The sequence below is a fragment of the Pseudomonas sp. NFIX49 genome (genome assembly GCF_900115915.1).
Taxonomy (GTDB): domain Bacteria; phylum Pseudomonadota; class Gammaproteobacteria; order Pseudomonadales; family Pseudomonadaceae; genus Aquipseudomonas; species Aquipseudomonas pharyngis.
Genome location: NZ_FOYE01000006.1, coordinates 74245 through 93991 on the forward strand (window position 1 = coordinate 74245; position 19747 = coordinate 93991).

20 protein-coding genes are annotated in these 19747 nt (G+C 58.4%); 10 read left to right on the plus strand and 10 right to left on the minus strand.

Features of this window, described 5'->3' with window-relative positions; translation table 11 throughout:
- The first annotated feature begins 94 nt into the window (after window positions 1-94).
- Window positions 95-1072, plus strand: coding sequence for a GlxA family transcriptional regulator (locus BMZ46_RS18095; protein ID WP_074690595.1), 978 nt, complete (start codon window positions 95-97; stop codon window positions 1070-1072).
- A 20-nt stretch (window positions 1073-1092) separates the two neighbouring features.
- Here the strand turns inward: BMZ46_RS18095 and BMZ46_RS18100 are convergent, their stop codons facing one another.
- The 4 genes from BMZ46_RS18100 to BMZ46_RS18115 form a co-directional block, all read right to left on the minus strand.
- The gene (locus BMZ46_RS18100; protein ID WP_011334131.1) at window positions 1093-2115 is read right to left on the minus strand and encodes a transketolase family protein; all 1023 of its coding nucleotides are present in this window, start codon (window positions 2113-2115) and stop codon (window positions 1093-1095) included.
- Window positions 2112-2960 (minus strand): transketolase, encoded by an 849-nt coding sequence (locus tag BMZ46_RS18105; protein ID WP_011334132.1) that lies wholly within the window; start codon window positions 2958-2960, stop codon window positions 2112-2114. Before BMZ46_RS18105 ends, BMZ46_RS18100 begins: the two co-directional genes overlap by 4 nt.
- A gap of 18 nt (window positions 2961-2978) precedes the next feature.
- Window positions 2979-4277, minus strand: coding sequence for an MFS transporter (locus BMZ46_RS18110; protein ID WP_039768386.1), 1299 nt, complete (start codon window positions 4275-4277; stop codon window positions 2979-2981).
- A gap of 97 nt (window positions 4278-4374) precedes the next feature.
- Window positions 4375-5124, minus strand: coding sequence for an SDR family NAD(P)-dependent oxidoreductase (locus tag BMZ46_RS18115; protein WP_039768387.1), 750 nt, complete (start codon window positions 5122-5124; stop codon window positions 4375-4377).
- A 198-nt stretch (window positions 5125-5322) separates the two neighbouring features.
- Here BMZ46_RS18115 and BMZ46_RS18120 point away from each other — a divergent pair, with 198 nt between their 5' ends.
- Window positions 5323-6237 carry a LysR substrate-binding domain-containing protein gene (locus BMZ46_RS18120; protein WP_011334135.1) on the plus strand — a complete coding sequence of 305 codons (915 nt, stop codon included), beginning with the start codon at window positions 5323-5325 and terminating at the stop codon, window positions 6235-6237.
- On the opposite strand, the gene BMZ46_RS18125 is transcribed toward BMZ46_RS18120, so the two are convergent.
- Window positions 6231-7031, minus strand: coding sequence for a DUF1206 domain-containing protein (locus tag BMZ46_RS18125; RefSeq protein WP_011334136.1), 801 nt, complete (start codon window positions 7029-7031; stop codon window positions 6231-6233). The two genes, BMZ46_RS18120 and BMZ46_RS18125, sit on opposite strands and share 7 nt — an antisense overlap.
- A 282-nt stretch (window positions 7032-7313) precedes the next feature.
- On the opposite strand from BMZ46_RS18125, the gene BMZ46_RS18130 reads away from it, so the two are divergent.
- Together BMZ46_RS18130 and BMZ46_RS18135 are read left to right on the plus strand one after the other, a co-directional pair.
- Window positions 7314-7544: a hypothetical protein gene (locus tag BMZ46_RS18130; protein ID WP_011334137.1), complete on the plus strand. Its 231-nt coding sequence runs from the start codon at window positions 7314-7316 to the stop codon at window positions 7542-7544.
- Between the two features lie 93 nt (window positions 7545-7637).
- Window positions 7638-8489: a LysR family transcriptional regulator gene (locus tag BMZ46_RS18135; RefSeq protein ID WP_074690691.1), complete on the plus strand. Its 852-nt coding sequence runs from the start codon at window positions 7638-7640 to the stop codon at window positions 8487-8489.
- A 6-nt stretch (window positions 8490-8495) separates the two neighbouring features.
- Here BMZ46_RS18135 and BMZ46_RS18140 read toward each other — a convergent pair whose 3' ends face one another.
- Window positions 8496-9950: an MFS transporter gene (locus BMZ46_RS18140; RefSeq protein WP_074690594.1), complete on the minus strand. Its 1455-nt coding sequence runs from the start codon at window positions 9948-9950 to the stop codon at window positions 8496-8498.
- Window positions 9951-10178: 228 nt separating this feature from the next.
- On the opposite strand from BMZ46_RS18140, the gene BMZ46_RS18145 reads away from it, so the two are divergent.
- Window positions 10179-10937, plus strand: a complete 759-nt coding sequence (locus tag BMZ46_RS18145; RefSeq protein ID WP_074690593.1) for an SDR family NAD(P)-dependent oxidoreductase — start codon at window positions 10179-10181, stop codon at window positions 10935-10937.
- Window positions 10938-10997: 60 nt separating this feature from the next.
- Here BMZ46_RS18145 and BMZ46_RS18150 read toward each other — a convergent pair whose 3' ends face one another.
- Window positions 10998-11912 carry a LysR family transcriptional regulator gene (locus tag BMZ46_RS18150; RefSeq protein ID WP_074690592.1) on the minus strand — a complete coding sequence of 305 codons (915 nt, stop codon included), beginning with the start codon at window positions 11910-11912 and terminating at the stop codon, window positions 10998-11000.
- A 213-nt stretch (window positions 11913-12125) separates the two neighbouring features.
- On the opposite strand from BMZ46_RS18150, the gene BMZ46_RS18155 reads away from it, so the two are divergent.
- From BMZ46_RS18155 to BMZ46_RS18165, 3 genes are all read left to right on the plus strand, one after another.
- A complete protein-coding gene (locus tag BMZ46_RS18155) occupies window positions 12126-13466 on the plus strand; it encodes a nucleobase:cation symporter-2 family protein (RefSeq protein WP_074690591.1) in 1341 nt (446 codons plus the stop codon).
- 30 nt (window positions 13467-13496) lie between these two features.
- Window positions 13497-14006: a nucleoside deaminase gene (locus BMZ46_RS18160; RefSeq protein ID WP_039768393.1), complete on the plus strand. Its 510-nt coding sequence runs from the start codon at window positions 13497-13499 to the stop codon at window positions 14004-14006.
- Window positions 14007-14140: 134 nt separating this feature from the next.
- The gene (locus tag BMZ46_RS18165) at window positions 14141-14800 is read left to right on the plus strand and encodes a carbonic anhydrase (RefSeq protein ID WP_011334144.1); all 660 of its coding nucleotides are present in this window, start codon (window positions 14141-14143) and stop codon (window positions 14798-14800) included.
- A 124-nt stretch (window positions 14801-14924) separates the two neighbouring features.
- Here BMZ46_RS18165 and BMZ46_RS18170 read toward each other — a convergent pair whose 3' ends face one another.
- A complete protein-coding gene (locus BMZ46_RS18170; RefSeq protein ID WP_074690590.1) occupies window positions 14925-16148 on the minus strand; it encodes a zinc-dependent alcohol dehydrogenase in 1224 nt (407 codons plus the stop codon).
- A gap of 278 nt (window positions 16149-16426) precedes the next feature.
- Between BMZ46_RS18170 and BMZ46_RS29115 the strand changes: the two genes are divergently transcribed.
- Window positions 16427-16903 (plus strand): hypothetical protein, encoded by a 477-nt coding sequence (locus tag BMZ46_RS29115; protein WP_139184871.1) that lies wholly within the window; start codon window positions 16427-16429, stop codon window positions 16901-16903.
- 42 nt (window positions 16904-16945) lie between these two features.
- On the opposite strand, the gene BMZ46_RS18175 is transcribed toward BMZ46_RS29115, so the two are convergent.
- Complete coding sequence (locus tag BMZ46_RS18175; protein WP_011334146.1) at window positions 16946-17461, minus strand: cupin domain-containing protein; 516 nt, start codon at window positions 17459-17461, stop codon at window positions 16946-16948.
- Window positions 17462-17974: 513 nt separating this feature from the next.
- Window positions 17975-18688, minus strand: a complete 714-nt coding sequence (locus BMZ46_RS18180; protein ID WP_011334147.1) for a winged helix-turn-helix domain-containing protein — start codon at window positions 18686-18688, stop codon at window positions 17975-17977.
- Between the two features lie 220 nt (window positions 18689-18908).
- Between BMZ46_RS18180 and BMZ46_RS18185 the strand changes: the two genes are divergently transcribed.
- Complete coding sequence (locus BMZ46_RS18185) at window positions 18909-19742, plus strand: phytanoyl-CoA dioxygenase family protein (protein WP_074690589.1); 834 nt, start codon at window positions 18909-18911, stop codon at window positions 19740-19742.
- The last annotated feature ends 5 nt before the right edge of the window (window positions 19743-19747 follow it).

The following is a 19747-nucleotide window of genomic DNA, read 5'->3' on the forward strand; positions in this document are numbered from 1 at the left end:
GTGGGTTGGGTGTGGAGCCATGATGAAGGAGGTGGTGGATGTCTTAAACGACGTATATGGTAGTGTTTAAAGACATTCAAAAAGGAGTTCAGTCATGCATCGCGTCGGCTATCTGATTACCGAAGGTTTTCAGGTGATGTCCCTGGCAACCCAGGCTGTATTCGAGTTCGCCAACATCGTTGCGGGGGAAGAGATCTACAAGGTCCAGAACTTCTCGATCGGTGGTGGGACCGTGCGTTCTTCGTTGGGCATGTACATCGACACGCTCCCTCTGGGCGCCCCGGGATTGGCCGACACGTGGATGATTACCGGTACGCTGACCCCGTTGAATCCACCAGATGAAGAAGTGTTGGCCAGTGTGCGCGCCTTCGTCGATGGAGCCCGACGCACAGCAGGTCTGTGCACCGGCTCGTTCGTTCTGGCGCAGGCTGGGGTTCTGGACGATCGAAGGGCGACCACCCACTGGGCCTATGCGAACAAGCTCCGTGAGCTGCATCCAAAAATCGAGGTCGAGGAAGACCGGATCTTCATCGTCGACGGTCCCGTCTGGACGTCGGCAGGCATGACAGCCGCGCTGGACATGGCGCTGGGCATGGTGGAAAAGGATCTGGGCACCGACATGGCCAGGTCGGTGGCGCACAAACTGGTCATGCATCAACGGCGTTCGGGTGGGCAATCCCAGCATTCGGAACTGCTTACGCTTGCTCCAAAGTCGGACCGTATTCAAAGTGCGCTGGAGTATGCGCGCACGCACCTGGACCGCCCGCTCAGCGTGGAGGAACTTGCCGACGTCGTGCACTTGAGCCCAAGACAATTCACCCGGGTGTTTACTGCCGAGACAGGCCAGTCACCGGCCAAGGCTGTTGAAAGCCTGCGTCTGGAGGCCGCTCGCGTGATGATCGAGCAAAGTCGTCACAGTCTGGACCGCGTGGCGAAGGAAACGGGGTTTCGAGACCGTCGCCACATGCGCGAAGTATTCATGCGAGGGTTTGGCGTTCCGCCGCAGGCGGTTCGAAGGGATGCCAGGCGGATCGGCCAGGAGAATCCATCTGATCGGGCCGCTCATCCGTAAGCGCCCCGATCAGCCAGCAATCAAAGCCAGGACTTGATTTGCGCGCAGACGGCGTCGGTGGAAATGCCATAGCGATCATGCAGTGTCGGCAGTGCGCCGGCGTCGAGGAACGCGTCAGGCAACGCGATCTGCCTGAACGTCGGCGTCACTCCGTTGCGCAGCAGTACCCCGGCAACCGCTTCACCCAGTCCGCCAATAATCGAGCTGTTTTCTGCGGTAACCACCAGCCGGCCAGACTTGCGGGCCTCGGCGAGAATGGTCTGTTCATCCAGCGGTTTGATCGTCGGCACATGCAGCACCGCAACATCGACGCCATCGGTCTGCAGCGCCTTGGCGGCCTCCAATGCGCGCATGGTCATCAATCCGGTCGAGATGATCAGGACATCGTTGCCGGTGCGCAGGGTCTTGGCCTTGCCGATCTCGAATTGATAGCCGTACTCATCCAGTACCAGCGGCACGTTGCCGCGCAGCAGCCGCATGTAGACCGGCCCCTGATGCGCGGCAATGGCGGGCACGGCCTGTTCGATTTCCAAGGCATCACAAGGGTCGACGATCATCAGGTTGGGCATCGCCCGAAAGATCGCCAGGTCATCGGTGGCCTGGTGGCTGGGGCCGTAACCGGTGGTGAGGCCGGGCAATCCGCAAACGATTTTGACGTTGAGGTTTTCCTCGGCAATGGCCATGCAGATGAAGTCATAGGCGCGACGCGAGGCGAACACCGCATACGTGGTCGCGAACGGCACGAATCCTTCGCGGGCCATGCCTGCGGCCGCACTCATGAGCAACTGTTCGGCCATGCCCATCTGATAGAAACGATCCGGGTGGGCCTTGGCGAAAATGTGCAGGTCGGTGTACTTGGACAGGTCAGCGGAGAGGCCGACGATGTCCGGACGCTGATCCGCCAGTGCAGCCAATGCATGGCCAAAAGGTGCTGAGCGGGTGGCTTGGCCTTCAGAGGCAATCGAGGCAATCATCGCCGAGGTGGTCAGGCGCTTCTTGATCGGTTCGCCAGTCGAGGTCGGTGTGTTGGCGGCGTTGCTCATTGGTTTTTTCCTTCTTCAAGCGTGGTCAGTGCCAGATCCCATTCGTGTTCGTCCACACGGATGAAATGGGTCTTTTCGCGGTTTTCGAGGAAGGGCACACCTTTGCCCATGGTGGTGTCGCAGATGATCACCCGTGGCTGAGTGCCGGGGTGGTGGCGGGCGGCATCGAAGGCTTCGACCAGTGCGTCCAGGTCGTTGCCGTCGACGCGCTGGGTGAACCAGCCAAACGCTTTCCAGCGATCCACGATGGGTTCGAACGACAGGATCTCGCTGGAATGGCCGTCCGCTTGCTGATTGTTGACGTCGACGATGGCGATCAGGTTGTCGAGCTTCCAGTGCGAGGCCGACATCACGGCTTCCCAGGTCGAGCCTTCGTTCAGCTCGCCGTCCGACAGCAGGTTGTAGACGAACGATGTCGAGCCCTTGCGCTTGAGGCCCAGGCAGGCGCCGACCGCGATGCCCAGCCCCTGACCCAGCGAGCCACCGGTGATTTCCATGCCCGGCGTGTAGGCGGCCATGCCCGACATCGGCAATCGGCTGTCATCCGAGCCGTAGGTTTCAAGCTCATCGAGCGGGATGATCTCGGCTTCGATCAGCGCCGCGTACAGCGCAATCGCATAGTGACCGATCGACAGATAGAAACGATCACGCGGCTCCCACGCCGGGTCTTCGGGACGATAACTCAGCGCATGGAAGTAGGCGACCGCGAGCAGGTCCGCCGCACCGAGGGCCTGGCCGACATAGCCCTGGCCTTGCACCTGGCCCATGCGCAAGGCATGGCGGCGGATGTTGTGGGCGCGCTCGGCCAGCGTCTGGGGTGTTGTGAATGAAAGGTTGGCAGTCATGGTGAATTCTCCTGTGAATCAACGATTGACCAAGGCAGCGGGAATGCGCAGGACCAGCGAGGCGCCGACCAGCAGCACGCCGGTGATCAGATACATGCCGATAGCGCTGGAGCCAGTGAGGGTGGTTATCCAGCCAATCAGGTAGGGCGAGCAGAAGCCGGCAAGGTTGGCGAAGCTGTTGACGGCGGCGATGCCTGCCGCAGCGGAGACACCACCAAGCAGCGTGGTGGGGAGCATCCAGAACAGCGAGGTCGCGGACAGGATGCCGGAAGCCGCCAGGCACAGACTGAGAATGGACAGCATCACATTGCCTCCCATCAGCGCCGCGAGGGTCAGGCCGATGGCCCCGGCGATCATCGGCACGATCAGGTGCCAGCGGCGTTCGCGATGTTTGTCGCCACTGCGTCCGACCAGCAACATGGCGGCGATGGCACAGAGGTACGGCAGGCTGGTCAGCAAGCCGATTTTCATCGGATCGGAGACCCCGGCATTACGCACAAGGGTCGGCAGCCAGAAGGTAATTGCGTACTGTCCCATCACCACACAGAAATAGATCCCCGCGAGCAGCCAGAGGCGACGGTCACGAATGAATTCGCCCACGGACGCATGCGTCACTTTCTGCTGGTCATCCTCCGCCAGCTCACGGGTGATCAGGGCTTTTTCGTCGTCGTTGAGCCAACTGGCCTGATGCACGCCATCCTTGAGATAGCTGAGCACCAACAGTCCGACAACCACCGTAGGCACAGCCTCCAGCACAAACATCCATTGCCAGCCGGCCCAGCCGTGCATACCGGCGAAGTGGTTCATGATCCAGCCGGAGAGCGGGCCGCCGACCATGCCCGACAGCGGGATAGCGATGAACCACAACACCGTCATGCGCGCACGCCGGTAGGACGGAAACCAGTAGGTGAGGTACAGCAGCAGCCCCGGCGCCAGGCCGGCTTCGGCAATGCCCAGCAGAAAGCGCAGGGCGTAGAACTGCCAGGCGGTTTCGACGAAGGCGAAGAGGGCGGAGACAATGCCCCAGGTGATCATGATGCGCGCGATCCAGACTCGCGCGCCGACCTTGTGCAGGATGATGTTGCTGGGCACTTCGCAGAGAAAGTAGCCGATGAAGAACATGCCCGCGCCCAGCCCGTAGACTGTTTCGCTGAGCGCCAGATCGTTCATCATTTGCAGTTTGGCAAAGCCGACGTTGACGCGATCGAGGTAGGCGCACAGGTAGCACAGCATCAGGAACGGCATCAGGCGCCAGGCGGTTTTACGGTAGGCGTTGGAACGCACCGCCGAAACGGCTTCGAGCGACAGGGTAGTCATGATGGTCTGATCTCTTGTTTTTATTGACCGCCGGGCAAGTCTGCCCGGCCGTATCATCGATCCAGAACCGCACGGGCCGCGAGGCCCGCCACGTGTGTCAGTGAATCAGCATGCCGCCGTTCACATCCAGGGTGATGCCAGTCAGATAGGAGGACAAGTCGCTGGCCAGGAACAGCGCCGCATTGGCCACATCCTGCGCCTCGCCCAGGCGACCCAACGGAATGCCGTCGATGATCGCGTGGCGGCGCTCGTCCTGCATCAGGCCGCCAGTAATGTCGGTGTGAATCAGGCCGGGGGCGATGGAGTTGACGCGTACGTTGTCCGGCCCCAGCTCACGCGCCATGGCCTTGGCCAGGCCCAGCACACCGGCCTTGGCGGCGCTGTAATGAGGCCCGCCAAAAATGCCGCCGCCGCGCTGCGCGGAAACCGAAGACATGCACACAATGCTGCCGCTGGCTTGCTGGCGCATGAGCGGAATTACCGCCTGGGACATCTGCAACGTACCGCGCAGGCTGACGTCCAGCACCTTGTCGTAATCACCGGGGCGGATATCGAGGGTCTTGAGGGGTTGGGTGATGCCGGCATTGTTGACCAGTATGTCGATCCGGCCAAAGTGTTCGATGACGGTGGCGACAGCCTGCTGCACCTGGGACTCGTCGGCGACGTTGGCAGCCAGGCCGAGATGACCCTCGCCCAAAGAGGCAGCGGCATCGCGGGCAGCGGATGCGTCCAGATCCAGAATCACCACCCGGGCGCCATGTTGAGCGAAGGTCGTAGCTGTCGCGCGGCCGATACCACGTGCGGAGGCAGCACCTGTGATGATCGCGACTTTGCCTTGAAGAAGCATGGGAGAAAACCTCTGATTGTTGTTATTGAGTCGGTCCGTGCAGAACCGATGACTCAGCTTGTCTCCCGCAACGACCCTGAGCAATAACGCAAACTTCACTGGATGCTGAAAAAAATTCAGCACTCGCCAACATGCGGTTGCGGTGTTTGAATAGTCGAACGCCCGGCCTCAGCCACTTGCAGCGGAACAACCCACATCATGAGTTCATCTGGCGAAGCACCGCCAATCCTGCCACCCCTGAAAGCCATTCAGGCCTTTGAGCAAACTGCGCGCTTTGGCAACGTCGCGCGTGCGGCCGAAGTGCTGGACCTGACGCCCTCGGCAGTCAGTCACCAACTGGCCAAGCTCGAGGCGATGATCGGGCGGCAGTTGTTCCTCAGAACGGCCAGGGGAGTGACGTTGACGCCCGTGGGCGAGCAATACCTGTCCGAGATATCCGGCATCCTGCACAGCCTGGCGGTGGCAACAGAGCGCGCGACCAGTGATGTCAGCCTCGACTGTCTGCGATTGCATTCATCACCCAGCTTCGGCCTGTTGTGGCTGATGCCGCGCCTGGAACAGTTTCGCGAGAGCCATCCCGACATTCAGCTCAATCTCTCATGCTCCTATGAATCGCTGCACTTCAGTCGGGACAAGATCGACGTGGACATCCGCCACGGCATGCCGAACTGGCCAAGTTTCGAAGTGCGTACGCTGCGCAACGAAAAAATCGCGGTCCTCGCATCGCCCAAACTTCTGGAAAAACGCCCGATCCGCGCCGTCGCCGACTTGCTGGACTGCAACCTGATCCTGTCGGAAGCGACGCTGATCAAGTGGCCGCAACTGTTTGCTCAACACGGGCTGTCGCGCCCTGAAAGCCCCTACACCTTGAGCTTTGACCGCTCCTACATGACCCTCGAGGCTGCCAGCCACGGGCTTGGATTTGCATTGGAAAGCACGCTGCTGGCGCAGGACTACCTGGCGCGCGGCGAGTTGGTCGAAGTCATTCCCGGGTTGAGCGCCCCGATCACCGCACACCACCTGGTTTTCCCGAAGGCGCATGCGGGGTTTCCACGGGTGAGGCGTTTTCTGGAATGGATGCAGCGTGAGTTGGGGCATGACTTCAGTTACTGAAGCACATCCATATTGATCTTGCGCCAACACGCTTCCGAGAAACTGTAAACCGAGAAGGCAATCAGCCCCAGGGCCATCACCATCAGGACAAGCCATCCGGCGGGCAGATTCTGCAGCGCGTCCAGCGCTTCCTTCATGCCAGGCGGGTCCATGGCTTGATAAGCGGAACCGCTGACGGCCAGCAGCAAAGCAATCTCCATAAACACGACGCCGCGTGCGATCAGACCGAAGCGAGACACCGGACGGACATAGCGCATGACCTCTTCGTCGGCCTCAAAATACTTCTCGAACGAGGCCTTCCATCCCTTGATGATGTGAGCAACGCCAACCCCCAGCGGAATGAGCGCAATCAGGTACAACAATAGATTCGAGTGTTCCCACGACAAAAGATGCGCCAGCCAGTCTTTGGTCTGCTCTGCGGAATGGCTCGAACGGCGGCTACCGCTCACAAGCAGTCCCAATGCAAAAAACGCCAGAGCACCGTTGACCAGACCTCCTGCAAACAGGCCTGCACGAATCACCAGACCTTTGAGCTGCGTGCCGTGATGATCGACATCGCGTATCGCTTGCAGGACACGCCAGGCTGCAAACGCAAGCAGACCCGCCACCACAAGGCCCACCAGAAAATAGCCGAACGGCTGGCTCAGCAAGGCTTCCAGACTCTTGTGACTGTCCTTGGGTTTTGTCGAATCATGGGCTGCCAATAACGCGAATATGCCGATGATCAAATAAAGCACTCCGCGAGCGGCGTATCCGCCCCGAGCGAGTATGACGAGACTGCGTTGCGCGGACATTGGATAGATTTCCGAGGTGTATTAAGAGAGCAGACCCTTGTTGCTGAAAGGGGTTCTGTTACAAATCGGAGTCCGGACGTTTACCCGGAGTGCGATGGATGAAGGGGACGAGCTGCCGTTGCGAGCCGGACGATCCTGACCCATCATTCAGATTCATATTGATGCCGTGGTGAAAATGGACAAGCAACTGGCTGGTTACTCGATTGTATTGACCATCATCTGGGTTTCAGCGGTTATCGCGGTCATGTACTGGATGTCTAATTGAACGTATTGGGTGGCGATGTGGAAGGCGTGGTGTTGGGCGACAAGATTCAGCGAGAAGCGGACCGGCTGCTGGCGCAGATTGTCCGGGCAGACTCGATGATCATTGCTGTCAAGGCAGGGGCGCGGGCGGATGGTTTCGTGCTGGGACTGGAAACCGGCGGGGCTTTGCGTGCCGGCGATGCCGAGAGGCTGTACATCATTTTCGAAGCCGCGCTGGTGGAGCGCTTGAAGTCATTGTCGCGAGGCTGATCAGATCGGCTGATTGAATCGATATTCATGAACAGCCATCTACTTGAACTATAAGCTGACCACTCAATGTTCATTTTTGTACGGGGCGAGGGCATGGACTGGAGTGACATGCGGATCTTCCTGGCGATTGCCCGCAGCGGCTCGCTGGGCGGAGCCGCCAGGGAGTTGGGGGTCAGTCACCCAACGGTCGGACGGCGCTTGCAGGTGCTTGAACAAACCAGTGGGCAAGCCTTTTTCCTGCGGACCGCTCAAGGGCTGGTGCTCACGGACAGTGGCGAGAGGATTCTCGGTCTGGCGCAGGACATGGAACACAGCGCGTTGGCCATCGAGCGGCGTCTGGCGGGGCATGGTGATCAGCCTGAAGGCCTGTTGCGGATATCCTCAGCCGACTGGTTCGCCTGTCATGTTTTGTCGCCGGTTCTCAGCGAACTGGTGCACCGCTACCCGTTGATCGTTCCCGAAGTCATCGCCGGGCATCGACTGTTCGACCTTGCCCGCCGGGATGCCGACATCGCTTTCCGGATCGTGCCTTTCACCGAACCCGACATAGTGCACCGCAAGCTGACAACTCTGTCGTACGGCCTATACGCGGCTTTGCATGCCCCGGCGCCGCAGCCGGACGGCGAGGGGCTTGGCCTGATCCTGATGAACATCGCCCAGGCCCATTACCCGGACGTGCAATGGCTGCAGCAACGCTATCCGCTGGCCCGCACCGTGTTCACCAGCAGCAGCCGTACGGTTCAGGCACAGATGTGCGCGAAGGGGCTGGGTGTTGCGGTGTTGCCCCGCGTCCTAGGCGACTCCGTGCCGGGACTGCGACTGCTGGATGAGCACGAGCCACCGCCAGGGCGGGACATCTGGATGGGGTATCACCAGGACATGCGCCAGATGGACCGGCTGCGCGCACTGGCTGACCTTGCCTCCAACATGATCGGTGCGGGGTAGCGCGCCTCAGGTCGGGCGTACAGCCGAGGCTTGCGCTACCGTCGCTGGCTCGCGCGCTAACGTCAGGCTTATCGCTGCCCCTACGGCCAGGCAAACGACGATGCACAGAACAGCGATCGTGAACGCATGAGTGATGCTGACCGCCGTCGCCGGTTCTCCGAGCAAGGTATAAAACACACCGCCAATCAGTGCGACGCTCAGCGATGTGCTGATCTGCAGCGTTGCGCTGGTAATGCCTGCGATCATCCCGGCATACGCCGGCGCTACCCGGCCCGTGACCATGCGCATCAACGTCGGCAGGCCCAGCCCCTGTCCCAGACCGATCAGGAACAGGATGACCGTCAAGGAAGTGAAGGGCGGGGCGAGGGTAGTCGGTGTCACTGACACGAGCCAGCCCAGCCATAGTAACCCGACCACTTCCAGCCCCATGCCTAGCGGATTCACGTAGCCCCCGAGGACGCGCCTGAGGAGCGGAACCGACAGGGGACCGAGCAGAAATCCCGCGCCAAACGGCAGAAAGATCAGGCCGGCATGCAGTGCGCTCATATGCAATGCGCTTTGCATGTACATCGAAAACATCAGAAAAAACACACCGATTGAATAGAAGCAAAGCGCGACCAGAAGCGCTCGCCCCAGGCCCGGTGCATTCAGTACGGCCGGGGCGAGGATGGGAGTTCCTCCGGCCCGGTGCAAACAGCTCTCGTAGCGCCAGAACACTACCGCCAGCACGGGGCTGGCGGCCAGCGACAGCCATGCCCACCACGGCCATCCGGCCTCGCGGCCTTCAATCAATGGCACGACCAGGGTGGTCAGGGTCAGCATCGACAACGCAGTGCCCACCAGATCCAGCTTGCTCGCGTGCTGCGCACGGGTTTCTTTGAGCACACGGATGCCGAACGCAATCACCAGCAACGCGATCGGCAGGTTGACCAGGAAGATCGCGCGCCATCCCATGCCCAACACGTCGACCTCAATCAAAAAGCCGCCCAGTGCCTGACCGATCACAGACGCCAGTCCAAATACGGCCCCGTAAATGCTCAATGCCAATGGTCTTTCCGACACTGGGAAAATCGCCTGCACCGATGCAAGTGCCTGAGGGGCCATGACGGCGGCGGTCACACCCTGCAAGGCGCGTCCGAGGATGAGGATCCACGGCGAAACCGCCAGGCCGCACATCAGCGACGCGGCGGCGAAACCCAGCAGACCAAGGAAAAACATCCTCCCGCGGCCGTACAGATCGCCGAGTCGCCCGCCGGTAATAAGCGTCACGGCATAGAGCGTTGCATAGGAAGAAATCACCAACTGCTCGGCAGAGGAGGCTGTCCCCAGATCCTCTTGTATCGAGGGGAGGGCGACGTTGACGATAAAAAAATCCAGGGGCGGCAGAAACGCACCGACGAGCAATATGGCAAACATCAACCAGCGCCGGGGTTCGGGCACTTCGATTTCGATTCGAGACATGACAGGCATCCTGTAGGGAACTCAGGTTTGACGACGACCGAAGGGCAAGGCTTCGCGCCTGCCCGGGTCAGGTCGCCGGGTCCCAATTTAGGGAATCGCTCCTGCGTTTTCGCCTTACAAAACTGCACGGCCAACGTTCATTCGTGTCAGTGCCGCGCCGCTGCGATGACGCTCACCATGGGCAGGTCGTTTCAGACATTCCCTTCATCAACGACCGAGGAGTCAGACATGTCAGGTAAATTCAGTGATCAGGTTGCCGTCGTGACCGGCGGTTCCACAGGGATCGGGTTTTCCATCGCGCAAGCCTTGATCGCCGAGGGCGCCAAACGCGTTTACATCACTGCACGGGCAGCAGACAGGCTGGAGGCGGCAGTTGCCAGACTCGGCGACAAAGCTGTCGCGGTGGTTTCCGATGTCTCGCGTCAGGCTGATCTCGACGCGCTCAAAGCGACAATCCAAACGCGCGACGATCGGCTGGACGCAGTGTTCGCAAATGCCGGGATCTGTGAGAAAAATCCGCTCGGAGAGACCAGCGAGGCTGCTTACTACGCCATGTTCGACGTGAACGTGAAAGGCGTTTTCTTCAGCGTTCAAACGCTTCTTCCGTTGATGAAAGACGTTTCGTCCATCGTCTTGACTGCCTCAATCTGCTCCAGCAACGGCATGGAAGGATTGAGTCTGTACAACGCGTCGAAGGCAGCGGTCCGATCGTTTGCACGGACGTGGGCCAATGAACTCAAGGACCGCAAAATCCGCGCAAACGTGTTGAGTCCTGGCTTCACCCGCACACCGCTGATGGACAACGGGCTGAAAATGAGCGAGAGCGACATCGCCGCGCTGCGCCAGCACGTCGAGCAAATCACGCCATTGGGCTACATGGCGCAACCCGAAGAAATTGCCAGCGCAGCACTGTTTCTCGCCTCGGACGACGCCAGATACGTGAACGGCGTGGAGCTGATGGTCGATGGTGGTTTATCGCAAATCTGAAGCAGGGGATTGGTAAAGCTTCGGGCAGGCATAAGGCGACTCGTTCCATCTGCATTGACCTCAAAGCGTGGTGGTCTGCCCGTTGCGATCCAGTTCATACACCTTGTTGCCCTGCAACTTCTCCTTCAGCCATCGCTCCGCCTTACCCAGCGGCCGCTGCCGCGCCCAGAGCAAATCCACACCAATCTGCCAGTCCGTATGCGGATACGCCGAGAGCTGCAGTTCCACCAGCTCACCCTTGGCCAGTTCACGCTGAATGAGCTGGCGGGGCAGGGTGGCCCAGCCGAGTCCGGCGCGGACCATTTCCAATAACGCCAGATAACTTTCGGCCTGCCACAGCTGGGTCGAACGCAGATATTCGCTGCTCGGCAGTTTGCTCGCGTGGGCGCTGAAGGCCAGGCGGCGATGGACGTGCAGATCCTCGAACGTGACGTTTTCGAGTTGCGCCAATGGGTGCTGGGGATGGCAGACGTGCAGCATGATCAGTTTGCCCAGTTGCTGGAACGCCAGCTCCTTGGGGTAGCCTGGCTGTGAGAACGCCACACCGAGCACCGCTTCGCCGCTGCTGACCAGTTCACTGACGTCGCCATGGACCGGATGACGAATGATCAGGTCGACAAAGGGGAAGGCTGCTTCGAAGGCTTTGAGCACCGGCATGATCGGGCCGTACGGCGTTTCAATGGCCAGTGTCAGGCTGGGTTCTACGTTGTCCGACAGACAATCGGCGTGGGCTTCGAAGGTCATGCAGCGTTCGAGCACGGCTTCGGCCTGCACCAGTAATTTGTGGCCGCTGGCGGTGAGGGCAGGGCTGCGGTTGCTGCGGTCGAACAGGTCGACGCCAAGGTCGGTTTCGAGGTTGGCAATCGCTGCGCTGATTGTAGATTGAGTCTTGCCCAGTTTGCGCCCGGCGGCGGAAAACGATCCGCTTTTGACCACTTGGACGAACATCAACAGTTGATCGAGTGAGAAGCGCAAGCGTTGAACTCCCGGTTCGAAAATGAAGGTTTGGAGCGGCTAACGAATGCCAGATTCGTGCCATCGAAAAAAGCGATGGTTGCTAATTTGTTTCATCGCAATAAACGTTCAAATATGGCCCCGCGTCAAACAATCTCCGGGGCGGATCCACCTTCAAACGCCCTGGGCATGCCCGCAATCTCAACAGATGCCGCACCTTCAGGAGCGTGTGAAATGACCACACAACGCATTCATCCGGTGGACGAGGTTTTGCCACTGCGCCAGTTGTTCACGTTTGGCTTGCAGCATGTTCTGGTGATGTACGCGGGAGCGGTGGCGGTGCCGCTGATTCTTGGCAGCGAGATGGGGCTGACCTCGGCGCAAGTCGTGTTGCTGATCAACGCCAACCTGTTGACCTCTGGTGTGGCGACGCTGATTCAAACCCTCGGTTTCTGGAAGTTCGGCGCCCGCCTGCCGCTGATTCAGGGCTGCTCGTTCATTGCCTTGGCGCCGATGATCATGATCGGCAGGGAGTTCGGTCTCAGCCAGATTTTCGGTGCGGTGATCGCGGCGGGTTTTATCACCGTTGCGCTGGCACCGGTGTTCAGCCGCTTGCTGCGGTTTTTTCCGCCGGTGGTGATTGGCAGTCTGATCACCATTATCGGCATCTCGCTGATGCCGGCAGCGGCGATCTGGCTGGGCGGTGGCAATCCCGATTCGGCAGATTTTGGCAATCCCGCCAACCTGTTGCTGGGTTTGGCCACGGTCAGTGTGACCCTGGTGATCTACGCCAGATTCAAGGGCTTCATCGGCAACCTCAGCGTACTGATTGGCCTGTTTGTCGGCAGCCTGATCGCAGCGGTTTGCGGCATGACTCACTTCAATCGGGTCAGCGAAGCGGCGTGGTTTGAGCTAAGTGCGCCGATGGCATTCGGCGCGCCGGAATTCGCGCCGGTGCCGATTCTGATCATGACCCTGGCGATGCTGGTCATCATGGCCGAGACCACCGGCAACTGTCTGGCGATCGGCAAATTGACCGGCAAACCGACCACGCAACAGACCCTCGGCAACGCATTCCGCGCCGATGGCTTGTCGACCATGCTCGGTGGCTTGTTCAACAGCTTTCCTTACAACGCCTTTACTCAGAACACCGGCTTGATTGCGCTCTCCAACGTTAAAAGCCGCTTCGTTGTGGCCGCTGCCGGGGCAATCATGGTGCTGATGGGCCTGTTCCCGAAACTCGGCGCGTTGATCGCCGCAGTGCCGACGCCGGTGCTCGGTGGCTGCGCGATTGTGATGTTCGGCATGACCACGGTGGCGGGGATTCAGGAACTGTCACGGGTGCAATTCGAGGGCACGCGCAACGGCATTATCGTCGCCGTGTCAGTGAGTGTCGGGGTGCTGCCGATGTCCTTTCCGACGCTGTTCGAACACGTCGGCCCGACCCTGAAACTGGTGCTCGACAGCGGGATTTTCCTCGGAGCGATCACCGCCATCGTCCTCAACGTTCTGCTCAACGATGAAAAAAAATCGACCGAAACCATCGGCGCTACATCGGCTGAACTGGCCGACTGACTTTTGTATTCCACTGCCCAGGAGTTACCCATGAATCAATTTGCTCAACTCATCCCGGCCGGCGTCAGCGCGCTTGATCTGACGTTACTGCGCCAGACCATTGCCTTGTCCGAGGCATCGAAGCAACGCGGTCGCCATCCGTTCGCGGCATTGGTGGCCGACCGCAACGGCAAGGTGATTGTCGAAGCGGGGAACAACTCGATGCCCCCGGAAGGTGATCCAACGCAGCACGCCGAGTTGGTGGCAGCGGCGGCAGCGGCAAAACTGCTGTCGCCGCAGGAATTGGAACTGTGCACGCTGTACACCAGCGCCGAGCCATGCTGCATGTGCGCCGGCGCGGTGTATTGGACGGGGATCGGGCGTGTGGTCTATGCCTTGTCGGAGCATGCCTTGCTGGGGTTGACGGGGGACCATCCGGAAAATCCGACGTTCTCGCTGCCGTGCCGCGAGGTGTTCGCCAAGGGGCAGCGCAAGGTCAGCGTCTTGGGGCCGATGCTGGAGGGAGAGGCGGCTGAACCGCACAGGGGGTTTTGGTCCTAACAGGTTTTGAAACGAAGCTTGAGCGGTGTGAGGTCGCGCACTCGCCTGCAACGTCTGCGATAATCACGACCCAGTGAGGCGCGAAGGCATCGAGTGCTCGTCTCAGCATCCGCAATCAGGCTTTGGAGGACTTTATGCGTGACATTATTGATGGCTTTCTGCGGTTTCAGCGCGAGGTGTATCCACAACGTGTCGAGCTTTTCAGGCAGCTCGCGACAGAGCAAAACCCAAAGGCGCTGTTTGTCACGTGCTCGGATAGTCGTGTAGTGCCTGAACTGCTCACACAGCGTGAGCCGGGTGAGCTGTTCGTGATCCGCAACGCCGGCAACATTGTGCCATCGTATGGCCCTGAACCCGGTGGTGTTTCGGCCACCGTCGAATATGCGGTTGCAGTGCTCGGCGTACGGGACATTGTGATCTGCGGCCACTCGGATTGCGGAGCGATGGGCGCGATTTCACGCTGCACGTGTCTGGATCATCTTCCGGCAGTTGCCAACTGGCTTCGTCACTCGGACGCCGCGAAAGCGATCAACGCGGCGCATGAGTTCGATACGCCACGCGACAAGCTCGATGGCCTCGTTCGTGAAAACGTGATCGCACAACTGGCAAACCTGCGGACTCATCCATCGGTGGCGCTTGCGCTTGAGCAAGGACGTTTGAATTTGCATGGCTGGGTCTATGACATCGAGGCGGGTTGCATCGATGCGCTGGATGGAGCCACTCGACGCTTTGTTCCACTTTCCGATTCACCGACCACCGTTGCCGTCGCTGCGCGCAACGGTGGTCAGATATAACGGCGACAAACAGGTCGGGACGGGGAAAATTTCGTCCCGGCCGATCGGTCCCTGGCCCGAATCAAAGACCCACCGATGACTCACAATCTTTTGATATTTCACGTCCTTTCTTTTATTCACACATTTACGTGGCCAACGCCGTGGTGTTGACATCGTGTTCCGGTAGAGCCACATCGCTATCGCCCGGCGTCAGAATGACCTTGCGGCAATCCTCTTCCTTTTTATCAAAAATTTTATAGCCCTCCGGAGCCTGTTCCAGCGACATACGATGGCTGATGATGACCTCCGGTGAGAGGCGGCCTGCCTCGATGTGATGGAGCAACGCCGGCAGGAAGCGATGCACGTGGGTTTGACCCATTTTGAAAGTCAGACCCTTATCAAACGCGTCCCCGAAAAGGAATCCATGTATGAATCCAGAATAGACTCCAGGGACACTCACAATGCCACCACGTCTGACAGCTGCAATACACTGGCGCAGAGCTTTGCCGCTACTTCCCTCGAGCTTGAGTGTCGCTAGAACCGTTTCCGTCGTACTGCCTTTTGCTTCAAACCCGACCGCGTCCACGACGCCGTCGACTCCCCGCATTCCTTTGGTTTGCCGAATGATCGTATCTGCAGGGTCGTCGTCTTCATCGAAGTTGATGGGAATTACGCCGTATGTTTTCTGCGCGTAAGCCAAGCGGTAAGGATGGTGATCGACCATGAAAATCTGGTCGGCCCCGAGCATTCTCGCGCAGGCTGCACTTAATAAACCGACAGGGCCCGCACCATAAATGGCGATGCTGGAGCCGTTGCCAATCCCCGCGTTCGTTACAGCCTGATACGCAGTCGGGAGGATGTCGGAGAGGAAAAGAACTTTCTCATCCGGCAGTGTCCCTGGCACTTTGAACGGCCCGGTGTTGGCTTTCGGTACACGCACATATTCGGCCTGCCCGCCAGGCACTCCGCCGTACATATGGCTGAATCCGAACAGCGCGGCTCCCGGGGGTATCGCCTTTTTATTCAAGATCGCTCCACGCCCGGTATTTGTAGTTTCGCAGGCCGCGAACAGATCCATTGCGCAGAAGAAACAGCTGCCGCAGGCAATGACGAAGGGAATGACAACCCGGTCGCCCGGCTGCACGGCGGTGACCGCTGAACCTGCCTCCTCGACGATCCCCATGAACTCATGACCGAAAATATCGCCATGCTCGACGGTTGGAATCTTTCCTCGATAAAGGTGAAGGTCAGATCCGCAAATCGCGGTTGCCGTCACTCGAAGAATGATGTCATCGCTGTCCTGGATGACTGGATCCGCAACGTTGTCGACTTTGACGCTGTGCGCGCCGTGATACGTAAGTGCTCTCATGGCGTCCTACCTCTGACTTTCACTGAATGTAAGTGGGAGAGGGCACACAGAGAGCGTAAGTTCATAATGAAAGGCGGGGGAAGTGACTGGCGGTGGTGGGCGCGTGCCTCCTCACAATGAAGAGCGCCATATAACCCTGTCTTGCCTCTCCGTCGTGATCCGCAATTAATCGAAACTTCGCCGTCTGCCGGGCGATCCAGACCTTTACATCTACCGTGCGTGCCGTTGATGCCGGCGCCTGGATGTCATACGCAATGAAAAGATGAGGTTAAACATGGATGATCGCCCTGGTGGGCGATGGCGCGATGCAGATGAACAACATGGCCGAACTGACGCAATATGCCAAACGGCTGACATCGCCGTGGGTCGGTTTCCCGGCTGCGTCGATTCTTTGCGGACTGCTGGCGGGTTTTGCTGTTGGGTTTCGTAGCCGTTTACATTGCCTGCCGTTGTTCGCGGCGTTGAGTGTCTTTGTCCTCGCGTTCGGCCTGGTGCTTGCGGTGTTGTACACGTTGATCATTCCCACCGACCTGACCCTGAAACGGCCGCATCCAGCCCAAAGAGCCAAACGACGGTTTGGTTTCAACCTGCATATCACCAGGGAGTCAGGGCGTCCTGGCGTCAAAGGTGAACCGAGGAAGTTCCGGTCAGAAACACCATTTAACATAATATACATTACACGTAACAAAGTATTACGGAGCCAGCCCGGTTGCGCACGCCATTTCGATCTCCAGCATCGCTTTCAAACGACCTGATCTTTGTTGGCTGTAGATCCCTCTATTTAAAATGTGCCGCTCTCAATCCTCGGCACGCGTCAGCTTTTCAATCAGCGCTCGATGCTGCGGATACCGCGCTGTGAGTTTCTGCCGGTTCCCCATTTCCATATCCGCGAAATCGAATCCTGGTGAAACCGCTTCGCTGATCAAACCAAATCCGTTCTCGCCATTCAGCAGTCTGGAGGCTTTCCAGATTCCGCCCGGTACGTGCAATTGCAAATGTTGTCCGGCTAGAACATCGCTGCCCATCACCAACGTCTGCAGTGAACCGTCTTCAAGGATCAAGCTGTACTCAATGGCATCGCCCAGATGGAAATAATGCAGGATGTCCGAATGGTTGAAATGAAACTGGCCGACCGGTGAATCTTCGGTCAGCAGGTAGTAAATCGACGTCATCAGAAAGCGTGAGCCGCTCGTGGTTTCAAGCATGTCCCGGTGATCAGCCTGGTATGTCCTGCGGAAATAGCCGCCCTCAACATGAGGTTCAAGGTCCAGTGATGCAATCAGGTTCGACGCACTGATCTGACTCGGATTCATGGCCTGCTCCATTGATTTTCAATACATTCTGTAATAACTCGACTAAACGGTCATTTAGTCGAGTTAGTTTCTATTAAAGCTGAAGCATGCTTCCTCTCTGCCTAAAACATAACTATCCGTGTACATCATTAATGCTTAACTTTCCCGTTGCGCATGAGCTTTCAATGATCGCTTACGCTCCTCAGTCCGGATTAGAACTGCGTTTTCAGGCATAACTTTCACGGCATTAAGTAACTCGACCGTGGGGCGAGTACACATGAAGATCAAGCTTCCATTCGCGGCTGCTCACGCCCGCTTTTTCGGGAAGATTAGCGCGGGGGCTCGGGATTCCCAGTCTGCCCCTAACATATAGAGCGGCCCTCCTGCATTTTATACATCCGTGTTTCTATTTCGTGTGAATTTTTTTACCGTGCACGAGAACGTCGCGGTATCACTGGCAGTCAGTGTGATATTTTTTAATAAGTATGTTTTAACTGGCTCTCCTGTTATCAGCACGTCCTTTTTCATACTTATCTATGCCTCCCAAGCAAACGGATTAAAAAGGTAGCCCCTGCCCCAGATCGTCTTGATGAGCTCTGGATTTCGAGGGTTGTCATTGAGCTTTCCGCGCAATTTACTGATGTGAACATCGACGCTGCGGTTGATCCCGTCGAAAGGAATACCGCGGATACGGTTGAGGATTTCGTCGCGAGAAAAAAGTGTGCCCGCCGCACTGGCCAGCAAGGACAGTAGTTCGAACTCCATGGTTGTCAGATCGATTCTCTGATCGGCCAGGCTCACTACCCGGCCACTGCGATCGATCGACAGCTGACCGAATTCGAGGATGTCGAGCGCTGTCGGTTGCTTCGTGGGGATATGGCGTCGCAGTAAAGCGCGCAACCGAGCCAGGAATACCGATGGTTTGACAGGTTTGACTACATAGTCGTCGGCACCGGATTCCAGGCCGAGAACCTGATCCCTGTCATCTCCCTTGGCAGTCAAGATGATGATGGGGATATCGAAACCATCACGAATCCGACGGCACAGGTGCAGTCCGTTCTGATCTGGCAGTAGGAGCTCAAGTACGACGATTTGTGGCTTGAGTTCAGCGATGGCCGCCAATGCCTGGTCACCCCGGCGAACCACTTGCACCGCAAAACCATGCCGGGCCAGGAATTTAGTGATGAGTTTCGCCAGCCTCTGATCGTCCTCAACTAGCAGTGTTTTAACGAGACCTGGGTTTTCCATAAAAGCTCAGCATTAGGACCTTGATTAAGTGTGTGCAGCCTCAGACCCACGGTGCGGTTGAGCGACCGATCATCAGCGAGTGATCACCGGGGCCCCGCCGCAGAGCATCTGCTTAGGCCTCCATTGATGATAACATTATTAAGATAACGACTGTTGTGTTTAATCTTATCGCCTGCTAGCATCGAAATCGCCAAGTGGCATTTTCGAGGAGAAAGCTCTCATGCAACTCTCTGTGCGAAAGGCGTTCCTGGAAGACGGGGCCGTCCTGATCAAAGGTTTTCTGAGCAAAAATCAATTGGCCGAGTGCCGTGCAGCCTACGACTGGGCTGTTGAGAATCATGGCCCTCATGCGACTCGAATGTTCGACGGAACGGAGCAACAGTCGCACGTCGACAACGCCAATCCCGTTGCAAAGGCCCGTCTCGAAGAACTGGTGGCTTCCCTCCCCTTTGGCGAGCTATTTGCCGAGCTCTGGGGTTCGGAGAATGTGTGGTACTTCGCCGAAGAAGTGTTTCTCAAAGCAGGTGGACGCGGTTCTCGCACGCTTTGGCATCAGGACACGTCCTATCTGCCTTGGGCCGGAAACCATTGGGCGAATGCCTGGATCAGCTTTGAATCAGTGCCGAAGAAAAACGCTTTGGAAATCGTTCGAGGTTCGCACAAAGGACCACGCTACGACGGCACCACGTTTCGCGATCCGAATGATCCGACTCAACCGCTGCATGGCGGCGATGCATTGCCACGCCTGCCGGACATCGAGGCTTTGCGGCAAAACGATCCTGAGGCATTCGAGATCATTTCGTGGGCCACCGAGCCTGGCGATATCCTCCTGCTGCATCCGGGTTCGCTGCATGGCGGCGCTCCGGTGGATGAAGCCTTCCCGGACCGTCACACCTTCGTTTTCCGTTTCTTTGGCGACGACGCCACCTTCCATCCCTTGCCAGAACACAGCGCCGGCGGTTATCCGCAGCAAGGCGTGCTGTTCACTGAAGAGCTGTCGACGCTGAAAGCGGGAGACGCCTTCCGCCACCCAACGTTCCGCCAATTAATATAAGAGGA